The 17,870-nt window shown below is 69.2% G+C and carries 12 protein-coding genes; 4 read left to right on the forward strand and 8 right to left on the reverse strand.

Annotated features, from left to right (window positions below):
• Window positions 1-500: 500 nt before the first annotated feature.
• The 3 genes from WS78_RS13825 (at window position 501) to WS78_RS13835 (ending at window position 3,559) form a co-directional block, all read left to right on the forward strand.
• A complete protein-coding gene (locus WS78_RS13825) occupies window positions 501-1,475 on the forward strand; it encodes a hypothetical protein (protein ID WP_038754836.1) in 975 nt (324 codons plus the stop codon).
• Entirely contained in the window at window positions 1,472-2,734 is a 1,263-nt protein-coding gene (locus WS78_RS13830) for an MFS transporter (RefSeq protein WP_038754805.1), read from the forward strand. Before WS78_RS13825 ends, WS78_RS13830 begins: the two co-directional genes overlap by 4 nt.
• A gap of 267 nt (window positions 2,735-3,001) precedes the next feature.
• Window positions 3,002-3,559, forward strand: a complete 558-nt coding sequence (locus WS78_RS13835; protein ID WP_052145211.1) for an FUSC family protein — start codon at window positions 3,002-3,004, stop codon at window positions 3,557-3,559.
• Between the two features lie 267 nt (window positions 3,560-3,826).
• Here the strand turns inward: WS78_RS13835 and WS78_RS13840 are convergent, their stop codons facing one another.
• Window positions 3,827-4,219 carry an RcnB family protein gene (locus WS78_RS13840; protein ID WP_038754811.1) on the reverse strand — a complete coding sequence of 131 codons (393 nt, stop codon included), beginning with the start codon at window positions 4,217-4,219 and terminating at the stop codon, window positions 3,827-3,829.
• A 495-nt stretch (window positions 4,220-4,714) separates the two neighbouring features.
• Here WS78_RS13840 and WS78_RS13845 point away from each other — a divergent pair, with 495 nt between their 5' ends.
• On the forward strand, window positions 4,715-5,479 hold the full coding sequence (locus WS78_RS13845) for a glycosyltransferase family 2 protein (RefSeq protein WP_038754813.1): 765 nt from the start codon (window positions 4,715-4,717) through the stop codon (window positions 5,477-5,479).
• Between the two features lie 491 nt (window positions 5,480-5,970).
• On the opposite strand, the gene rfaQ is transcribed toward WS78_RS13845, so the two are convergent.
• The 7 genes from rfaQ to dnaE all read right to left on the reverse strand — a co-directional run bounded on the left by rfaQ (window position 5,971) and on the right by dnaE (window position 17,731).
• A complete protein-coding gene (rfaQ, locus tag WS78_RS13850) occupies window positions 5,971-7,143 on the reverse strand; it encodes a putative lipopolysaccharide heptosyltransferase III (RefSeq protein WP_038754816.1) in 1,173 nt (390 codons plus the stop codon).
• Between the two features lie 86 nt (window positions 7,144-7,229).
• Window positions 7,230-8,483: a glycosyltransferase gene (locus WS78_RS13855; RefSeq protein WP_059574672.1), complete on the reverse strand. Its 1,254-nt coding sequence runs from the start codon at window positions 8,481-8,483 to the stop codon at window positions 7,230-7,232.
• A complete protein-coding gene (locus WS78_RS13860; RefSeq protein WP_059574675.1) occupies window positions 8,480-9,778 on the reverse strand; it encodes an O-antigen ligase family protein in 1,299 nt (432 codons plus the stop codon). The genes WS78_RS13855 and WS78_RS13860 overlap by 4 nt, the downstream gene beginning before the upstream one ends.
• Window positions 9,775-10,920, reverse strand: a complete 1,146-nt coding sequence (locus WS78_RS13865) for a glycosyltransferase family 9 protein (RefSeq protein ID WP_059574676.1) — start codon at window positions 10,918-10,920, stop codon at window positions 9,775-9,777. Before WS78_RS13865 ends, WS78_RS13860 begins: the two co-directional genes overlap by 4 nt.
• Window positions 10,921-11,237: 317 nt before the next feature.
• Window positions 11,238-12,329, reverse strand: coding sequence for a glycosyltransferase family 4 protein (locus tag WS78_RS13870; RefSeq protein ID WP_038754827.1), 1,092 nt, complete (start codon window positions 12,327-12,329; stop codon window positions 11,238-11,240).
• 50 nt (window positions 12,330-12,379) lie between these two features.
• Window positions 12,380-14,170, reverse strand: a complete 1,791-nt coding sequence (gene msbA / locus WS78_RS13875) for a lipid A export permease/ATP-binding protein MsbA (RefSeq protein ID WP_038754830.1) — start codon at window positions 14,168-14,170, stop codon at window positions 12,380-12,382.
• Between the two features lie 36 nt (window positions 14,171-14,206).
• Window positions 14,207-17,731, reverse strand: coding sequence for a DNA polymerase III subunit alpha (gene dnaE, locus WS78_RS13880; RefSeq protein ID WP_059574678.1), 3,525 nt, complete (start codon window positions 17,729-17,731; stop codon window positions 14,207-14,209).
• Between the last annotated feature and the right edge of the window lie 139 nt (window positions 17,732-17,870).

Here is a 17,870-nt window from a genome sequence, read left to right on the forward strand (position 1 = left end):
TTCGACGTTCGACGTTCGACGTTCGACGTTCGACGTTCGACGTTCGACGTTCGACGTTCGACGTTCGACGTTCGACGTTCGACGTTCGGCAGTTGGTGCCCGCCGCCTGGTTCCGGGTTCCGTCGTATCGGCCAGTAATCGCCGCGACGCCTCGGCCCCGCCGAATGCCGAGCCTCGCGACCGCCGTATCGAGAGCGGCCGCCGCCTCGCGCCCCGCCCGCGAAAAATCCCTCGGCGGGGCGAGGCAAAAGACATCGAAAAACAAAAAGCCGAATGCGAATCACCCGCCGTTCGCCATCCGCCGATCGCCGCCGCCCATCCGTCCCCCGCCCCACCACTGCCCGCACGGGCGTACCATTCGATTCGAACGCCGCGCGCCGTTTCCCCGGCACGTATTCCTCACAGGTTAAACTCTGTCCTCCCGCGATGCCCTCGGGGCGTCAGCCATCATCGACAGCGACCGCCCGCGCGGCCTGCCCCAGTTCATGGAGTATTTCTTGATGAGCGGCGGATTCCCGCGTCCTGCCTTCCGTCTCCCCAGTCCCGTCGCCACTGCGGCTCCCGTCGTCCTCGCCACGCTTGCGCTGTCCGGTTGCGCGCTGTTCCGCGCGCCGCAGGCGCCCGCGCCCGTCGTCGAGGCGGTCGCCGTGCCCGTCGAGCCGGCGAGCGAGCCCGTCGCGGCCCCGGAGCCCGCGAGCGCGCCCGAGCCGGCCGAGGCCGCGCCGCCGAAGAAGCCGCACCACGAAGCCGCGCCGCCGAAGAAGCCGGCGCGCGCCGCGCCGCCGCCTCCCGTGCCCGCGTCTGCGCCCGCGCCGCTCGTGACGACGCGCGCGATCGAGCGCGGCCAGGTGCACGCGCTGCTCGACAGCGAAGTGCGGCGCAGCGGCAAGGTGATCGGCCGCGCGGTCGACATGACGGCCGACGCGAACGGCGCGCCGCGCGAAATGCTCGTGAACCTGCAGGGCTTCATGGGCGTCGGCGATCGCAAGGTGAGCTTCCCGTGGAAGCTGTTCCGCTTCACGCCGGGCGGCAGGCAAGAGCCGATCGTCCTCGACATGCCGGCGGCCGCGCAACTGCCGCCCGCCGACCGCCCGAGAACGGTGCCGCTCACGGGCTCGACGCAGGCGGGCGCCGAGCCCGGCCAGATGCGCATCATCGACGCGGACGTCGAACGCCCGAACGGCGCGAAGATCGGCCGCGTCGTCGACGTGCTGATCGGCCGCGACGCGCAGCCGCAGGCGGTCGTGCTCGACGTCGGCGGCCTCGTCGATCCGGACCGGCACACGATCGCCGCGAACTGGTCGGCGCTGCGCTTCGCGCCGAAGAACAAATCGCTGCGCGCGCTGCTCGATCTGAGCGACGCGCAGCTCAAGGCGTCGCCGCCCTATGCCGGCGACAAGCCGATCCTCGCCGTCTCGCCGGCCGTGGCCCCTGCGGCCGCGCCGGCCGCCGCTCAAGCAGGGGCGAAACGATGACGCTCCGGCATGCGGTCAGCGCGCGTAGCCTGCGCGCCCTCGACTGGCTCAACTTCTTCGTCGCAAACGTGCAAACGGGCTTCGGTCCGTTCATCGCGTCGTATCTGGCTTCGCACAAGTGGACGCAGGGCGAGATCGGCATGGTGCTGTCGATCGGCACGATCAGCGCGATGGTGAGCCAGGTGCCGGGCGGCGCGGCCGTCGACGCGCTGAAGAACAAGAAAGGCGCGGCGGCCTGGGCGATCGCCGCGATCATCCTGTCCGCGGTGCTGCTCGCCACGAGCCCGACCATCGTGCCCGTGATCGCGGCCGAGGTGTTCCACGGCTTCGCGAGCTGCATGCTCGTGCCGGCAATGGCGGCAATCTCGTTCGCGCTCGTCGGCCGCGAGAACCTCGGCGACCGGCTCGGCCGCAACGCCCGCTGGGCGTCGCTCGGCAGCGCGGTCGCGGCGGGCCTGATGGGGCTCACGGGCGAGTACTTCTCCGCGCGCGCGGTGTTCTGGCTGACGGCGGCGCTCGCGCTGCCAGCGCTCGTCGCGCTCGCGATGATCGAGCCGACGCACCATCACCACCACGCGGCCCCGCGCGCGGCCGCGCCGCGCGACGGCACCGACGACGAGGAAGAGCGCGAAACGCTGCGCGAGTTGCTGCGCGACAAGCGGATGCTGATCTTCGCCGCGTGCGTCGTGCTGTTCCACCTGTCGAACGCGGCGATGCTGAACCTCGCGGCGGGCGAAGTGACGGCGGGCATGGGCGAGAACGTGCAGCTCGTGATCGCCGCGTGCATCATCGTGCCGCAGGCGATCGTCGCGATGCTCTCGCCCTGGGTCGGCCGCTCGGCGCAGCGCTGGGGGCGCCGGCCGATCCTGCTGCTCGGCTTCGCCGCACTGCCGCTGCGCGCGCTGTTGTTCGCGGGCGTCTCGAGCCCATACCTGCTCGTGCCGGTGCAGATGCTCGACGGCATCAGCGCCGCCGTGTTCGGCGTGATGCTGCCGCTCGTCGCCGCCGACGTCGCGGGCGGCAAGGGGCGCTACAACCTATGCATCGGGCTCTTCGGACTGGCGGCCGGCGTCGGCGCAACGCTCAGCACCGCGCTCGCCGGCTTCGCGGCCGACCACTTCGGCAACGCGACGAGCTTCTTCGGACTCGCCGCCGCGGGCGCGCTCGCGACGCTGCTCGTCTGGTTCGCGATGCCCGAGACGCGCGACGCGGCGTTCGTCGACGACGCCGAGCGCCCGAGCGCCGAGCCGGCGCAGTAACGCGGCGGGCGATGTCGCGCGCGACGGCCGGCCGACCGACGACAGACACGACGACGAGCGCGAACGAACGCGACGACAGACATGGGGCCGCACGATGCTCGATGTGGCCGCGACGCGCACGGTGCGCCCGCCGCAGCCGCCGAAACGGCGACGCGTCGCCGTTTCGGCGCGCACGTGACGGCGGGGCGGCGATCGATGCGCGCCGCCGCCCGCGCGCGCCGACCGTGCGGCAGTCGCTGCTGATTCCCCGATCCCTGCATGAACCCGATGGAAACGATCAAAGCATTCAACGACGCGCGCCGGCAGATCCAGGAATCGGTGCTCGACCTGTTCAAGGGCCTTTCGCTCAAGGAACGCCTGCTGCAAGGCTTGCTGATGGCGGTGCAGGCCGCGAGCGGCGCGTGCCTCGCCTACGGAATCGGCCGCGCGCTGCACACCGAGCAGGCCGTGTGGGCGGCGATCACCGCGATCGCGGTCACGCAGCACAACTACACGGACACGATCAGCCTGTCGCGCGACCAGTTCATCGGCGCGATGGTGGGCGGCCTGATCGGCTTCGCGGGCGCGGCGACGGGCGCCGGCCACTTCGTCGCGTACGCGGTGACGATCGTGGCCGCGATCGTCTGCTGCTGGTGTCTGAACGTCGGCAGCGCGGCGCGGCTCGGCGCGATCACCGCGACGATCGTGCTGCTGTTCCCGGGCGAAGGCCCGCTGTGGGACATCCCGCTCGTGCGGCTCGGCGAGGTGACGCTCGGCACCGCGTGCGCGATGGCGGTCGGCTGGACGATGTCGCAAATCGAGCGGCGCTGGTTCGCCAAAAGCTGAAGCCGCGACGGGAAGCCCAAAATGGGCCGCCGCGCGCGCGGAAATGACGGCGCGGCACGAGGCCGCATCGGCTCGCATCGCGCGGCAACCTGACGGATGCCCGCCCCGATGCCGCGCTGGTGCCGCGCTGGTGCCGCAATGAAGCCGCAATGGAGCTGCCAGTCCGATCCCGAGCCGCCCGGAACCGGAACGTGCGCGGCGCTCGCCCCGCCCGCCCCGTGCGGATCGCGCGAAGGCCCGCGTGCGGCGCGCCGCGCGCCGGCCGGCTTACGGCCCGATCTGCAGGATGACGCCCGTCGAAATGCGCACGAGCAGATAATCGCCGCCGATCCCGACCCAGTGATAGCCGCGCGGCGGCGGCGACAGGCGGTAGCCGCGCCAGTCGTCGATCACGTACTGGCGGTCCCGGTATTCGTCAGGCAGACGATCGCCGCGACGCCATGCGGCGTTTTCGTCGCCGCGATGCTCGCCGGGACGCGGGCCGCCTTGATCGCCGCGCTCGCCGTGATTGCCATGATCGCGGCCGTAATGCTTGCCGGGAGGCGGCCCATGACGCTCATCGCCCGGCCCGCCCGGGCCGTGCGGTTGAGCGACGGCGAGCGACGACACGAGCGCGCCGGCGGCGACCATCGAAATCCACAACATGCGATGTGCTTTCATCGAATCTCTCCGTGAAAAGGCGCAACCGGCCGTTGGCGCCGGGGCGCATAGAAAAAGGTAGCACATCGCGGCTGATCCGCCCGGAATTGCGGGTCGTGATGAAAAATAACGTGAGGCGCCGCAAACCGCGTACGATTCGGCCATGCGGCTGCCGTTGCGGGCCGCCCGATCGTTCTTTCGCCCCCGCCTTCCGCGCATCCGGACAATCAGGCCCTCCGATTCCTCGGGGCCACCGCCTCGCTTGCCCCGCTCGATCCGCTCGATCCGCTCTATCCGCTCTATCCGCTCTATCCGCTCTATCCGCTCTATCCGCTCTATCCGCTCTATCCGCTCGTCCATTCGATCCGCCCATCCAGCTCGATGCGCCGCGGCCTCGTGAGCCGCCCCACGCGGCGAGCCGCGCCCCCGCTTGCGCGACATCGCGGGCCGCCACGCGCCGCGCGGGTATACTCGCGCTCACTCTCAACACCCGCCTCGCACCAACCCATCGCTTTCATGGCAGAACCCACTCTCGGCGTCGCCCTCATCGCCCTCAACGCCGCGGCCCGGCTAGCCGAATGTCTCGACGCGCTGTCGTTCGCCGATGACGTCGTCGTCGTCGACGGCGGCAGCACCGACTCGACCGTCGAAATCGCGAAGGCGCACGGCGCGCGCGTGATCGTCGCCGCCGACTGGCCGGGGTTCGGGCCACAGAAGAATCGCGCGGTCGCCGCGCTCGACACCGACTGGGTTCTGTCGATCGACACCGACGAGATCGTCACGCCCGAACTCGCCGCGTCGATCCAGGCGGCGATCCGCGCGCCGCGCGCGCAGGTCTACGCGCTCGATCGGCTATCGAGCTTCTGCGGCAGCTGGGTGCGCCATAGCGGCTGGTATCCGGATTGGGTGCCGCGCCTCTTCCAGCGCGAATCGGCGCGCTTTTCCGACGATCTCGTCCACGAGCGGCTCGTGTTCGACGGGCCGTCCGCGAGGCTCGACGGCCAACTGCTCCACTATTCGTACGAGGACTTCGAAACCGTGCTGCGCAAGCTCGACGCATATTCGAGCGCAGGCGCGGCACAGCGGCGCGAGGCGGGCAAGCGCGGCGGATTCGCGAAGGCGCTCGGCCGCGCCGCATGGGCGTTCGCGCGGACGTATCTGCTGCGGCGCGGCTTCCTGGACGGACGGGCCGGCTTCATGATCGCCGTGTTCAATGCCGAGACGGTCTACTACCGCTTCCTGAAGCTTGGACATCCGCGGCCGGAGAAGGCGGGCAACTGAGGCGCGCACGAGCGACGCCCGCGACGTCACTGGAGCAAGCGCGCCGGGGAAATGGCGTCGGCAGGAAACGACGCCGCATCGCGTGAAGCCGCCTCAGGCGCGGCGCGAAGAATCGGCGCCGGCACATTGTCGCCGGGCCAAGCGCGACAAGCCATTGCGTCGGTCGCGTCGGTCTACGGTCTACGGTCTGCGGTCTGCGGTCTACGGTCTACGGTCTACGGTCTACGGTCTACGGTCTACGGTCTGCGGTCTGCGGTCTGCGGTCTGCGGTCTGCGGTCTGCGGTCTGCGGTCTGCGGTCCGCACATTACAACGCTTCGCCGACCATGCCGCATATGCATGGCGCCAATCGCGAACGTCGCGCCGGCGCGGCCGCGCGTTGCGTGCCGCCGCGCGCCTGATCGGCTGCGCCCGCCGAACGAACCGCGTCGGCAAGATTCGCCGATGCTTCGCCGCGTCGTCCCGGTTATGCGAGGCGCGGCAGACGTGCCCCTACTTCCTCGCGCCGAGCCGGCTGACGTCGACCGGCACCGCGCCGTCGGCCTGCGCGTGCGCCGCGCCGAGACCGAGCATGTCGGTCGCGACGCCGATCGCGCGCGCCGACGACAATTCCGTCAAGCATCGGCTCCAGCTTTCCAGATGACGGTCGCAGCCTTCGAGCTTGCACGGCACGCAGTCGCCTTCGCCCTGCAACAGATAGACGTTGCCGCGCCGCCCCGAGCCGCGCAGCGGCCACGGCTCGTTGCCGGCCGGCCAGTGCGCGGGCCATGGGCCCCAGCGCGTCGGATTCGACGGCCCGAACAACGCGATCGTCGGAACGCCGCAGGCGGCGGCGACATGCGTCGCGCCGGTGTCCGGGCCGATGAAGAGCCGCGCGCGCCGGAACATTTCGGCGCTCTCGCCGAACGACAGCTCGCCCGCCATGTTCAGCACCGGCTCGCCCGACGCCCGCGCGATCCGCGCCGCGTAGTCGCGCTCGGCCTGCGCGGGGCCGCCGCTCAGCGCGACCGCGAAGCCCCGGCTGCGCGCCCAGCGTACGAGATCGACCCAGCCGTCCTCGCGCCACTGCTTGTAGCGGAACATCGGATACGGATGCAGCACGACGTACGGCTCGCCGCGCGTGAGCGCGGGCGTCGCGTACAGCTTCGCGTCGAAGCGCGCGCGCGCGGCGGGATCGTCGCCGATGCCGGGCGCGACGACGTCGGCGCACGGCGTCGCGCCCAGCGCGCCGGCAAGCGACAGATTGCTCGTGACGGTATGCACGTCGCGATGCGCGTCGAGCACGATGCCGTTCAGGATGAAGCGCGTGAGCCACGTGAGCCGGTCGGGATCGACGAGCCCGATCCGCTTGCGGCCCGCGAAGAACGCGTAGAAACGCGCGCGATCGGAGTTGATCGCCGCGCAAGCGAGGTCGTACTTGCGCCAGATGCGCAGCGCGTCGGCGATGCGCTCCTTCGGCCGCGCGCGCTGCGCGACCGTGATCACGCGCCGGATGTCGGGATTGTGCTCGAGCACGCCTTCGGTGCCGCGAAACACGATCATGTCGATCTGCGCGTCGGGCCAGCGCGCCTTCAGCGAGCGGACGAGCGGCGTCGTCAGCAGCACGTCGCCGAGGCGGCGCGTACAGGACACGAGAATGGTGCGCGGCGGCCGGGGGAGCGTCAACGAAGCGGTCACGGTGAAGGCAGGAAGAACGGGCGACTGGACATTTTAGCGAATTCGCGTCGCACGCCCATGCGACGCGAGCGAACTCACGCCCGCTCGAGCAGTTGCGCGGCGAGCGCCTGCATGCGCGCGTTCGCCGCGCGCGGGCCGAACGATTCGACCTTGTGCGCCGCATGCGCGACGAGCGACGCGCGCAGCGCGTCGTCGGCGAGCATCCGCTCGATCGCGTCCGCGAGCCCATCGGCGTCACCGGGCGAGACGAGCAGCCCGCCGCGACCGCCGTCGAGCAGGTCGCGCGGCCCCGTCGGACAATCGGACGAGATCACCGGCGTGCCGAGCGCCATCGCCTCGCCGAGCACCATCCCGAAGCCTTCGTAACGGCTGCTCAGGATCAGCATGTCGGCCGCGCGCACGTACGGAAACGGATTCGCGCAAAAACCCGTGAACCGCACCGCGTCGTGCAACCCGAGCTCGCCCGCGAGCCGCTCGAGCACGCGGCGGTCCGGACCGTCGCCGACGAGCACGAGGCGCGGCGCGTCGGCGCGGCGCGCCCGCACTTTCGCATACGCGCGCAATAAGGTCCGATGATCCTTCTGCCCTTCGTCGAGCCGCGCGACCGACACGATGAAGCGCCCGTCCGGCAGCTCGGCCGGCTCGTCCGCCCGCGCGCGCAGCGCCGCCGGATCGATCACGTTCGGCAGCGCGGTGACGACGACGCGAGTATTCGCGAAGAGCGGTTCCGCCTCGCGCCGCATGTCGGGCGTGAGCACGGCGAGTGCCGCATATCGCTCGTACTGGCGTACGCGCCGCGCCATGTACGACGCGCTCTTGTCGCCGAACCGCGCGGCGAAGCTGTAATGGCTGACGCCGATCCACGGCGCACCGCCCTGCCCGGCGATGCGGCGCAGCGAGAAATCGAAATCGCAGACCACGTCGTAGCTGCGCGCGAGCCTCAGGAAGCGGCGGGCGACGATCGGGCGAATCAACCCATGCGTCGACGCCTTGTGCAGCAGCTTCTCGCCGCCGCGCAGCTTTCGCCCGCGCTCGCGCTGGTGGAGCGCATGCATCCATCGCTCGGGAGCGAGCACCTGCAGCGCAACGTCGGGCGGAATCGCCTTCGCGCACCACGTCGTCAGATCCTGCGTCGGATACGTGACCGACAGCCCGACCTCGAACACGCTGCGGTCGAGCGCGTTCAGCCAGCCGAGCAGCGCGGTCTCGGTGCCGCCTCGGCCGAAATCGTCGATGTGAAACAGGATGCGCACGCGCCGCGCGCTCGGGCCGGCGACGTTTTGCGCCGGCGCGGCGGCCTGCGTAGCGGGAGCGGCGGGCACCGTCATCGCGCGTCCGCGCTCCGCAACGCGCGCGGCATGCGTGCGTCGCGTTCGCCGCAGCCGAGCAGGAAACCCGCGAATGACCAGAACGCGAGCATCGTCGTCTGCCACATGAAGTCGTCGACGGTGTTCTTCGCAATCATCCCGACGACGAGCGCGAGGCCCCCGGCGGACACGGCCGGCACGTCGCGCCGCAAGCGCCAGAACGCGCCCGCGAGACTCACGAACAGCATCGCCTCGAACGCAACGCCGATATAGCCCGTCTGCAGCCACGTATTGAGAAACAAGTTGTGCGCATGCGTGAGCGCCTGCGGCTCGATGCGCAGCAGCAACGGCGGCGCGGCGGCCGCGTACGCGTGCCCGGGAAGCGGCTTGCCGAAGCCCACGCCGAGCCAAGCATGGTGCCTGCCCTGCTCCGCGTAGAACGCCCAGAGCTTCGGGCGCGTGTCGGACGACAGCGTGTCGCCGAGCGCGTTCAGCTCGCCCGGCACGTAGACCCGCTGCCCCGCGACCGTGATGTCGCGCGCGGCCGACGACGCCGAAGCGCTCGCCGCCGACGCGGTCGGATCGCGCTCGCGCGCGCTGTATTCGAGCATGCCGAGCGCCGCGGCGCCGAGGACCGCGATCGCGACGACGCTCGCGCCGAGCCGCCGCCTATAGAGCGGATAGAACGCGACGACGAGCGTCGCGCCCGCTGCCGGCCAAAAGAAGCGATTCAGGCTCGCGAGCCCGACGAACCCGCACGCGACAAGCCCGATCACGCCGATCGCGCGCCAGCGCGCGCGCAGCAGCAACGCGGCGAACAGCGGCATCGCGAACACGACGAGCGTGCTCGTATGACCGACGCGGTTGTAGAAGCGAATCGGGAAGACGTCCGGCGTCGGCGGCTGCAGGCGCCCCCAATAGAACGCGCTCAGCAACGCGAGCAGCACGCACGCGCCCCACACGACGAGCACCGGCCGCTCGGGGCGCTCCACCCGCGAGCCGAACAACCAGAAACCCCAGAACGTGACGAGCGGATACAGCACCTCGTCGAACCATGCGCGCATGCTCACGTGCGGATACAGCGACCATCCGACCGACGCGAGGCTCCACGCGGCCCACGCAACGATCGGCAGAACGAGCGGCCATTGCCGGAACGGCGGCCGGTTCGCGGACAGGATGCCGGCGAGCGTGCCCGCGCCGATCAACGCGAGCGTCGTGTTGACGACTCCGTTCATGTGGCCGAACATCACGGCGAACATCAACGTGGGACAGGCAATCCAAAGCACGCGCTCGACGCGCGATGTCATTATCGTCATCGACTTGAACTTGACGGCGCAAGCGCCAGAACGTTTTGCAGCGCACGATGCGCCGCATCCACTGAAAGACGTCCCATGCAGTCCGCATGATCGCCGTGCCATGCGACGCAGGTCGACGCATTTCGATCGCAGCGCCGCACCCACTCGACATGACGCCGAAAAATCGACGGCTGGTCGCGGCACGGCATGTCCGCGATCGTCAGCGCGACGAACGGCGCGTCCTGCCAATAGCGCCCCGCGCCGTGAATGCCGGCGTTGCCGGGACCGAACAGCGCGACGGTCGGCACGCCGACGAGACGCGCGAGATGCGCGACGCCGGTGTCGGGACATACGACCGCCCGCGCACCATCCAGCAAATGCCACAGATCGGCGAGGCCGAGCCGGCCGGCAAGATTCGGCTGCCCCGGATCGGGGCCGATCTCGGCCACGAGCTCGACCTCGCTCGGCCCGCCGCTCCAGACGGGCAGATAGCCCGCCGCCTCCACGCGCGCGGCGAGCTCGAGCCAGCGCTCGGACGGCCAGCACTTGACCGTGGTGCTCGCGCCCGGATGAAGCACGACGTAGGGCCGCCCGCGCAACTCGGCGGGCAACTGCGCGCTCGCCTGCGGCGCGGGCCAGTCGGCCGGACGGTACGGCCGCGGCGCGGGCCCGTCGACGAGCTCGGCGGCGAAATCGGCCCACGCGGCGGGCGCGTCCGGATACGGAATCAGCTCGTCGACCGGCCAGTTCTTCCACGCGGGCGCGTCGCCCGCATGTGCGACGATCCAGCGACAGCCCGCGCCGAGCGCAAGCCAGCTGTGGCGGTTATCGCCCGCGACGATCCCGAGGTCGTACGGCCCCGACGCGAGCAGGCGCTTGACCGATGTGCCGTCGCGCGGATCGAACGCGAACGCGTCCACCCCGAACGGCCGCTTTGCATAAAGCGGCACAATCGCCTTCGGGCACGCCAGCACGATCTGCGCATCCGGGTGCTGCTCGCGCAGCTTCGCGACGAGCGGCGTCAGCAGCAGCGTATCGCCGAGCAGCAGATGATGCGCGATCAGGATGCGCCGCAGTTGCGCGGGCTTGCGGTGCAACGGCTTGAGGGCAAGCCTCGGCAGCGCTCGCGCGAAGATGTGGAACCGGCCGTGAAGTCTGCTCATTCGATTAATTCAACGGCTGATCGATTCCGCCACTTGAGATGCGATGCGCCGGAGGCCGGCCGAAAGCCGTTTCGTCATGCAGGATTTCCACGGTTCATATTGCGAAGAACAAACCAGAGGCCCCGTCACCCCGCAGGACATCCGCGAAACCGACGTGCATTTCTCAGTGCCGGGCCAGGACACGCGGCCCAGCCCGCGATGCGCTGCAAGCGCGATCGCGGGCTGGGCCGAACTGGCGGAGTATACCATCCGGCCCATGCGCTCCCGGCACCAATACCCTGATGAAAGACACGCCGTAAGCCACGCGCGAGCGCGCGTCATCGCGGTTCGTCGCGCCCGCGGCCTCCGGTCTCGGCGGCCAGGTCGAGTAATTGCTCGACGTGGCGCGCGACGCTCGAATCGTACCGGATGGCCGCGTGCGCCGCCGCGCTCGATTCGACGTGCGCCGCGCCCGCCCTCGCCCGCTGCACCGCGTCGCCCAACGTCGCGCGCAACCCGGCCGCATCGCCGGGGGTGAACACGAGCTTCGCCGACGGCGCGATCGCGTCGCAGCAGCCGATGTTCGACGACAGAATGACAGGCGTGCCGCACATCACCGATTCGATGCCGACGAGCCCGAACGGCTCGTATTTCGATGCGAGGATCGTGAAATCGGCGGCGCGGTAACCGTCCTCGATGTCCTTCACGTAGCCGACGTAGCGCAGCCGCTGCGACGTCCGCTCCGGCGGCCTGCCCGCGACCGCGACGACGACGGGCGGCCCACCGTCGCGCAGCACCGCTTCGATGAGCGGCAGCCCTTTGCGCTCGTGGCTGCTCGACGGGAACAGGAGCACGATCTCGTCGTCGGCGAAGCCGAAGCGCCTGCGTAGCTCGGCGCGGCGCGCGGCGCCGACCGGCGCGAAGCGCGCGGCGTCGACGGGCGGGAACAACACGCGGATCTTGTCGTCGCCGAGCCCGTAGAAACGACGCAGTTCGTCGCGCATCAGCACCGAGTGCGCAACGACGAAGCGCGCACGTTCATATTGACGGCGCTCGAGCGCGATCTGGCGGCGATCGAAGAAGGTCGGCGTACGACCGAGCGCGTCGAGAAATCCGAGATGGGTGCCGCCGCAGATCGCGATCTCCGACGAATCGACCCGGTTGCAGCCGATCAGCACGTCGACGGGTGACGCGCGGCGGGCGACGCGCAGCCGCCACGAAAACCAGGCGTCGCGGCACTTGCCGGGCAGGAACGACACGTTGATGCGGTGCGGCTCGACGCGCCCGTACTCCGGCACCGACGGATCGAACGAACGCGCAAAAACCGCAGGCCGAAACCCGACATCGGCCAGACCGCGCGCGAGGTCGATCGCGTAGCGCTCGAGCCCGCCGCCGTACCTGAACGCATTGCAGGACAGGCCGATCTTCATCGCGCGGCGATCGGGCTCGCCAGGGACCCGTCCGCCCGGAAGTCCGCCGCTCACCCTGCGTCCTGCTGGAACTGAATGCGATGCAAATGCGCGTACAACCCGCGCTGCTCGAGCAGTTCGCGATGGCTGCCGCTTTCGACGATCTTGCCCCCTTCGAGCACGAGAATCCGGTCCGAGCGTTCGATCGTCGACAGACGGTGCGCGATCACGAGCGTCGTACGCCCCTTCATCAGCGTCTCGAGCGCGGCCTGCACGTGCCGCTCGGATTCGGAATCGAGCGCGGATGTCGCCTCGTCGAGAATCAGGATCGGCGCATCCTTGTAGATCGCGCGCGCGATCGCGAGCCGCTGGCGCTGGCCGCCCGACAGCCGCATCCCGTTGTCGCCGACGAGCGTGTCGATGCCTTCCGGCATCGCGGTGACGGTGTCCCACAGATTCGCGGCGCGCAGCGCCGCCTCGACGCGATCGCGCTCCGGCGTCTGGCCGTATGCGACGTTCGCCGCGATCGAATCGTTGAACAGCACGACGTCCTGGCTCACCATCGCGATCTGGTTGCGCAGGTCGTGCAGGCTGTACTCGGGAAGCGCGACGCCGTCGACGCGCACCGAGCCCGACGACGGGTCGAAAAAGCGCGGCAGCAGATTGACGAGCGTCGTCTTGCCGCTGCCCGACGGCCCGGCAAGCGCGACCATCTCGCCCGGCGCGACGGTAAACGACACGTCGTCGAGCGTCTGCCGGCCGTCGCGCGGCATGCCGTACGAGAACGACACGTGGCTGAACTCGATCGCGCCCGACGCGCGCGCGAGCGGCTTGCCGCCGCCTTCCGGCTCGCGCGGCTCGTCGATCAGCCCGAAGATCAGCTCGGCCGCGGTCATCCCGCGCTGCAGCGGCTGGTTCACGTCCATCAGGTGCTTGAGCGGCGAAATGATGAGCAACATCGCGGTCACGAACGCGACGAAACCGCCGACCGTCGTCTGATCGTTCGCCGACTGGACCACCGCGATCGTCAGCACGATTGCGAGCGCGATTGACGCGAGAAACTGCGTGAGCGGCTGCGCCAGCCCGCCCGACACCGTCATCCGCATCGAATAGCCGCGCAGCTTGCGGCTCAGTTCGTTGAAGCGCCCGATCTCGTATGGCTCGCCGTTGTGGACCTTGACGACCTTGTAGCCGCCGACCGTCTCCTCGACGATGTACGCGAGCTGGTTCGTGAGCATCTGGTGCTCGCGATTCAAACGGCGCAGCCGCCGGTTGATCTTGCCGACGAGCCAGCCGATGCAGGGCAGCAGGATCGCGACGATGAGCGTCAGCCGCCAGTTCAGATAGAACAGGTAGCCGAGCAGGAAGACGACCGTCAGCGAATCGCGCACGAGCGTGATCGTGACGCTCATCAGCACGCTCAGCACCTGGTTCACTTCGAACACGATCGCGTTGATCACCGTGCTCGCCGTCTCGCGCTGGAAGAACGACACGCCGGTATGGATCATCCGCTCGAACATCTGGATGCGCAGATCGAGCAGGATGCGATTCGACACGTACTGCAGCAGATAGCCGGACGCGTATTGCGCAAGCGCTCGCGCAAGCGCGAGGCCGACGACTGCGGCGGGCACGTACAGCTTCGTCGTCATGTCGCCCTTCGAGCCGAAGCCGTGGTCGAGAAGCGGCTTCAGCAGCGCCGGAATCCCGGCTTCCGTCGCGGCGACCGCGGCCATCGCGAGCACGCCGGCAACGAGCACCCAGACGAGCGGTTTCACATACGGCCAGAGGCGGCGCATCACGACGGCGGGCGACGACGCGTCCTGGCCGCCGATCGGTTTGCTTAGGGTAGGCTTGACGCTCAAAATGCCCTCAAATGAATCCGGAAAACGTGCTGGAGGTCAGTAGACGATCTCGACGACGCTGCCGCCGAACGCCGCGCGCAGATCGGCGAGCAACGCGTCGCTCGGCTTCACGCGCCACGCGTCGCCCAAGCGCATCTCGCCTTGCGCGCGCGCGTTGCTGTAGGCGATCCGCACGGCGAGGCCGTTCGGTATCACGGGCTGCGCGCGCCGCCCGCCGTCGCGGCCGCCGCGCGGCGCCGGCGCTTCGGCTGCCGGCGTCTCGTCGGGCTTCGCGACGTGCGCTTCGAGCACGCGGCGCAGCGCCGCCGCGTCCGCGTTGCCGTTCATCGTCATGCGCACCGCCTGCGCGTAACGGCTGCGCGCGCGCTCGATATCCATCACCGAATCAGCCGTGAAGCGGATTCCGCCCGTGAACGCATCGTTGCGCGCCTGCCCCTGGACGATCAGCAGCTCGTCTTCCTTGAAAAGCGCGCGGTTGACGTCGAACTGCTCGTTGAACACGGTGACTTCGCACTGGCCGGTGCCGTCGTCGAGCAGCGCGATCACCATCTTGCCGCGCTGCGTCATCTGCGTGCGCAGCGACGCGATCACGCCCGCCACCACCTTGTCGCGCCCTTCCTTCAGCTCGCCGAGCTTCTGGCGCACGAAACGGCGCACTTCGTCGCGGTATGCGTCGAACAGGTGGCCGGACAGATAGAAGCCGAGCGCGCTCTTCTCTTCCTGCAGGCGGCGCTTGTCGTCCCATGCGGGCTCGTCGACGAGCGCGTGCTGGTGCGCGGGCTCGCCGCCGATGTCGAAGAGCCCCGCCTGCAGCGCATTCGCGGCCGCCTGCTCGGCGGCCTCCATCGCGAGCGGCACCGACGCGAGCAATTGCGCGCGGCTCGCGTGCAGCGAATCGAACGCGCCCGCGCGAATCAGCGCCTCGATCGTCCGGCGGTTCACGACGCGCCGGTCGATCCGCTCGCAGAAGTCGAACAGATCGGCAAACGGCTTTTCCTCGCGCGCGCGCAGGATTTCCTCGATCGCGTTCTGGCCGCTGCCCTTGATCGCGCCCAGGCCGTAGCGAATCGTGCGCGAGCGCTTGCCGCCGGCCTCCGCGACCGGCTCGAAACGGTAGTGCGACTGGTTGATGTCCGGCGGCAGCACCGCAAGGTTGTTCAAGACGCAGTCGTCGTACAGGATCTTCACCTTGTCGGTGTCGTCCATCGCGAGCGTCATGTTGGCCGCCATGAATTCGGCCGGATGGTGCGCCTTCAGCCACGCGGTGTAGTACGCGAGCAGCGCGTAGGCGGCCGCGTGCGATTTGTTGAAGCCGTAGCCCGCGAACTTCTCCATCAAGTCGAAGATTTCGTCGGACTTCTCGCGCGCGAGGCCGTTCTTCGCGGCGCCCTCGGCGAAGATCTCGCGGTGCTTGGCCATCTCCTCGGGCTTCTTCTTGCCCATCGCGCGGCGCAGCAAGTCTGCGCCGCCGAGCGAGTAGCCGCCGATGATCTGCGCCATCTGCATCACCTGCTCCTGATAGACCATGATCCCGTAGGTCTCTTTCAGGACGGGTTCGACGCGCATGTCGGGATACTCGACCTTCTCGCGCCCGTGCTTGCGCGCGCAGAAGCTCGGAATCAGGTCCATCGGGCCCGGACGGTACAACGACACGAGCGCGATGATGTCCTCGAAGCGGTCGGGCTGCGCATCCTTCAGCATGCCCTGCATGCCGCGGCTTTCCAGCTGGAACACGGCGACCGTGTTCGCCTTCTTCAGGATCTGGAACGAAGTGGGATCGTCGAGCGGCACCTGCGCGAGCGACCAGTCGGCCTTCGTCGGATCGAGCCGGCGGATGTAGCGCTCGGCCCAGTCGAGAATCGTGAGCGTCGTGAGGCCCAGAAAGTCGAACTTCACGAGGCCGACGGCTTCGACGTCGTCCTTGTCGTACTGGCTGACGACGCCGCCCTCATCGCCCTGCGTGTAGAGCGGGCAAAAGTCGGTCAGCTTGCCGGGCGCGATCAGCACGCCGCCCGCGTGCATCCCGACGTTGCGCGTCAGGCCCTCGACGCGCTGCGCGAGATCGAGCAACTGGTGGACTTCGTCTTCGTTGTCGTAGCGCTCCTGCAGGAGCGGCTCTTCCTTCATCGCGTCGGCGATCGTCACGTGCTTGCCCGGCTTGAACGGGATCAGCTTCGCGACGCCGTCGGTGAACATGTAGCCGAGGTCGAGCACGCGCCCGATGTCGCGCACGGCCGCCTTCGCGGCCATCGTGCCGAACGTCGCGATCTGCGACACGGCATCCGCGCCGTACTTCTCCTTCACGTACTGGATCACGCGGTCGCGGCCGTGCTGGCAGAAGTCGATGTCGAAGTCGGGCATCGACACCCGCTCCGGATTCAGGAAACGCTCGAACAGCAGGTTGTAGCGCAGCGGATCGAGATCCGTGATGCCGAGCGAGTACGCGACGAGCGAGCCCGCGCCCGAGCCCCGGCCGGGGCCCACCGGCACGCCATTGTTCTTCGCCCAGTTGATGAAGTCCGCGACGATCAGGAAGTAGCCCGGAAAGCCCATCTTCTTGATCGTGCCGCACTCGAAATCGAGGCGCTGATAGTACGTGTCGCGCTGCGCTTCGCGCGCGGCCTCGTCCGGATAGAGCTGCGCGAGGCGCTTCTCGAGCCCCTCCTTCGACAACTGCACGAGGTAGTCGTCGAGCGACATCCCGTCGGGCGTCGGGAAGAGCGGCAGCTTCGGCTTGCCGAGCTCGAGCGTCAGGTTGCAGCGCTTCGCGATCTCGACCGTGTTCGCGAGCGCCGACGGCAGGTCGGCGAACAGCGCGACCATGTCGTGCTGCGTGCGGAAGAATTGATCGGTCGTGAAGCGCTTCTGGCGGCGCGGATTCGCCAGGATGTCGCCTTCCGAGATGCACACGCGCGCCTCGTGCGCGGTGAAATCGTCGGTCGTCATGAACTGCAGCGGATGCGTCGCGACGACGGGCAGCTTCAGCTCGGCGGCGATCGTCACCGCCTGCTGGATGTACGCTTCGGCGCCCGGCTGGCCGTAGCGCTGCAATTCGATGTAGAAACCGCCCGGAAACGTCTTCGCCCAGCGCTCGGCATGGCGGCGCGCGGCCGCTTCGTTGCCGGCCGCGAGCGCGAGGCCGATATCGCCCTGCTGCGCGCCGGACAGCGCGAGCAGCCCTTCGGCGAGCTCGCCTTCGAGCCAGCTCGCGTCGAGCTCCGCGCGGCCGCGATACTGGTTCGTGAGCCACGCCTTCGACAGCAGCTCGCAAAGATTCAGGTAGCCGCGCTTGTCCTTGACGAGCAGCAGCAGCCGCGACGGCTTGTCGCGATCGTCGTGGTTCGTGATCCAGACGTCGCAGCCGGCGATCGGCTTGATGCCCGCGTCGCGGGCTTCCTTGTAGAAACGGACGAGACCGAACGCGTTGCCGAGGTCGGTGAGGGCGAGCGCGCCCTGACCGTCTTCGGCCGCCGCCTTGACGATATCGTCGAGACGCACGATGCCGTCGGCAATCGAGAATTCGGAGTGAACGCGAAGATGAACGAAACGGGGATCTGACATGGGCGCTATTGTATCCGGCCCGGGGGCCCGGCACCGTTCGCGCCGGCCAAAAAAACGCGACGTTGGCCGTTCGGCCGAGCGCCGGCGCGGGCCGGCGGGCGGCGACGGCGCGCGAGACGGCGATTCGCGCGGCCCGAAT

The organism is Burkholderia savannae (assembly GCF_001524445.2).
Lineage (GTDB): Bacteria > Pseudomonadota > Gammaproteobacteria > Burkholderiales > Burkholderiaceae > Burkholderia > Burkholderia savannae.

Bases quoted from the DNA above. Each gene is read 5' to 3' on its own strand.
- WS78_RS13825 (WP_038754836.1), top strand. From the start codon at position 501: ATGAGCGGCGGATTCCCGCGTCCTGCCTTCCGTCTCCCCAGTCCCGTC.
- WS78_RS13830 (WP_038754805.1), top strand. From the start codon at position 1,472: ATGACGCTCCGGCATGCGGTCAGCGCGCGTAGCCTGCGCGCCCTCGAC.
- WS78_RS13835 (WP_052145211.1), top strand. From the start codon at position 3,002: ATGGAAACGATCAAAGCATTCAACGACGCGCGCCGGCAGATCCAGGAA.
- WS78_RS13840 (WP_038754811.1), bottom strand. From the start codon at position 4,219: ATGAAAGCACATCGCATGTTGTGGATTTCGATGGTCGCCGCCGGCGCG.
- WS78_RS13845 (WP_038754813.1), top strand. From the start codon at position 4,715: ATGGCAGAACCCACTCTCGGCGTCGCCCTCATCGCCCTCAACGCCGCG.
- WS78_RS13855 (WP_059574672.1), bottom strand. From the start codon at position 8,483: ATGACGGTGCCCGCCGCTCCCGCTACGCAGGCCGCCGCGCCGGCGCAA.
- WS78_RS13860 (WP_059574675.1), bottom strand. From the start codon at position 9,778: ATGACGATAATGACATCGCGCGTCGAGCGCGTGCTTTGGATTGCCTGT.
- WS78_RS13865 (WP_059574676.1), bottom strand. From the start codon at position 10,920: ATGAGCAGACTTCACGGCCGGTTCCACATCTTCGCGCGAGCGCTGCCG.
- WS78_RS13870 (WP_038754827.1), bottom strand. From the start codon at position 12,329: ATGAAGATCGGCCTGTCCTGCAATGCGTTCAGGTACGGCGGCGGGCTC.
- dnaE (WP_059574678.1), bottom strand. From the start codon at position 17,731: ATGTCAGATCCCCGTTTCGTTCATCTTCGCGTTCACTCCGAATTCTCG.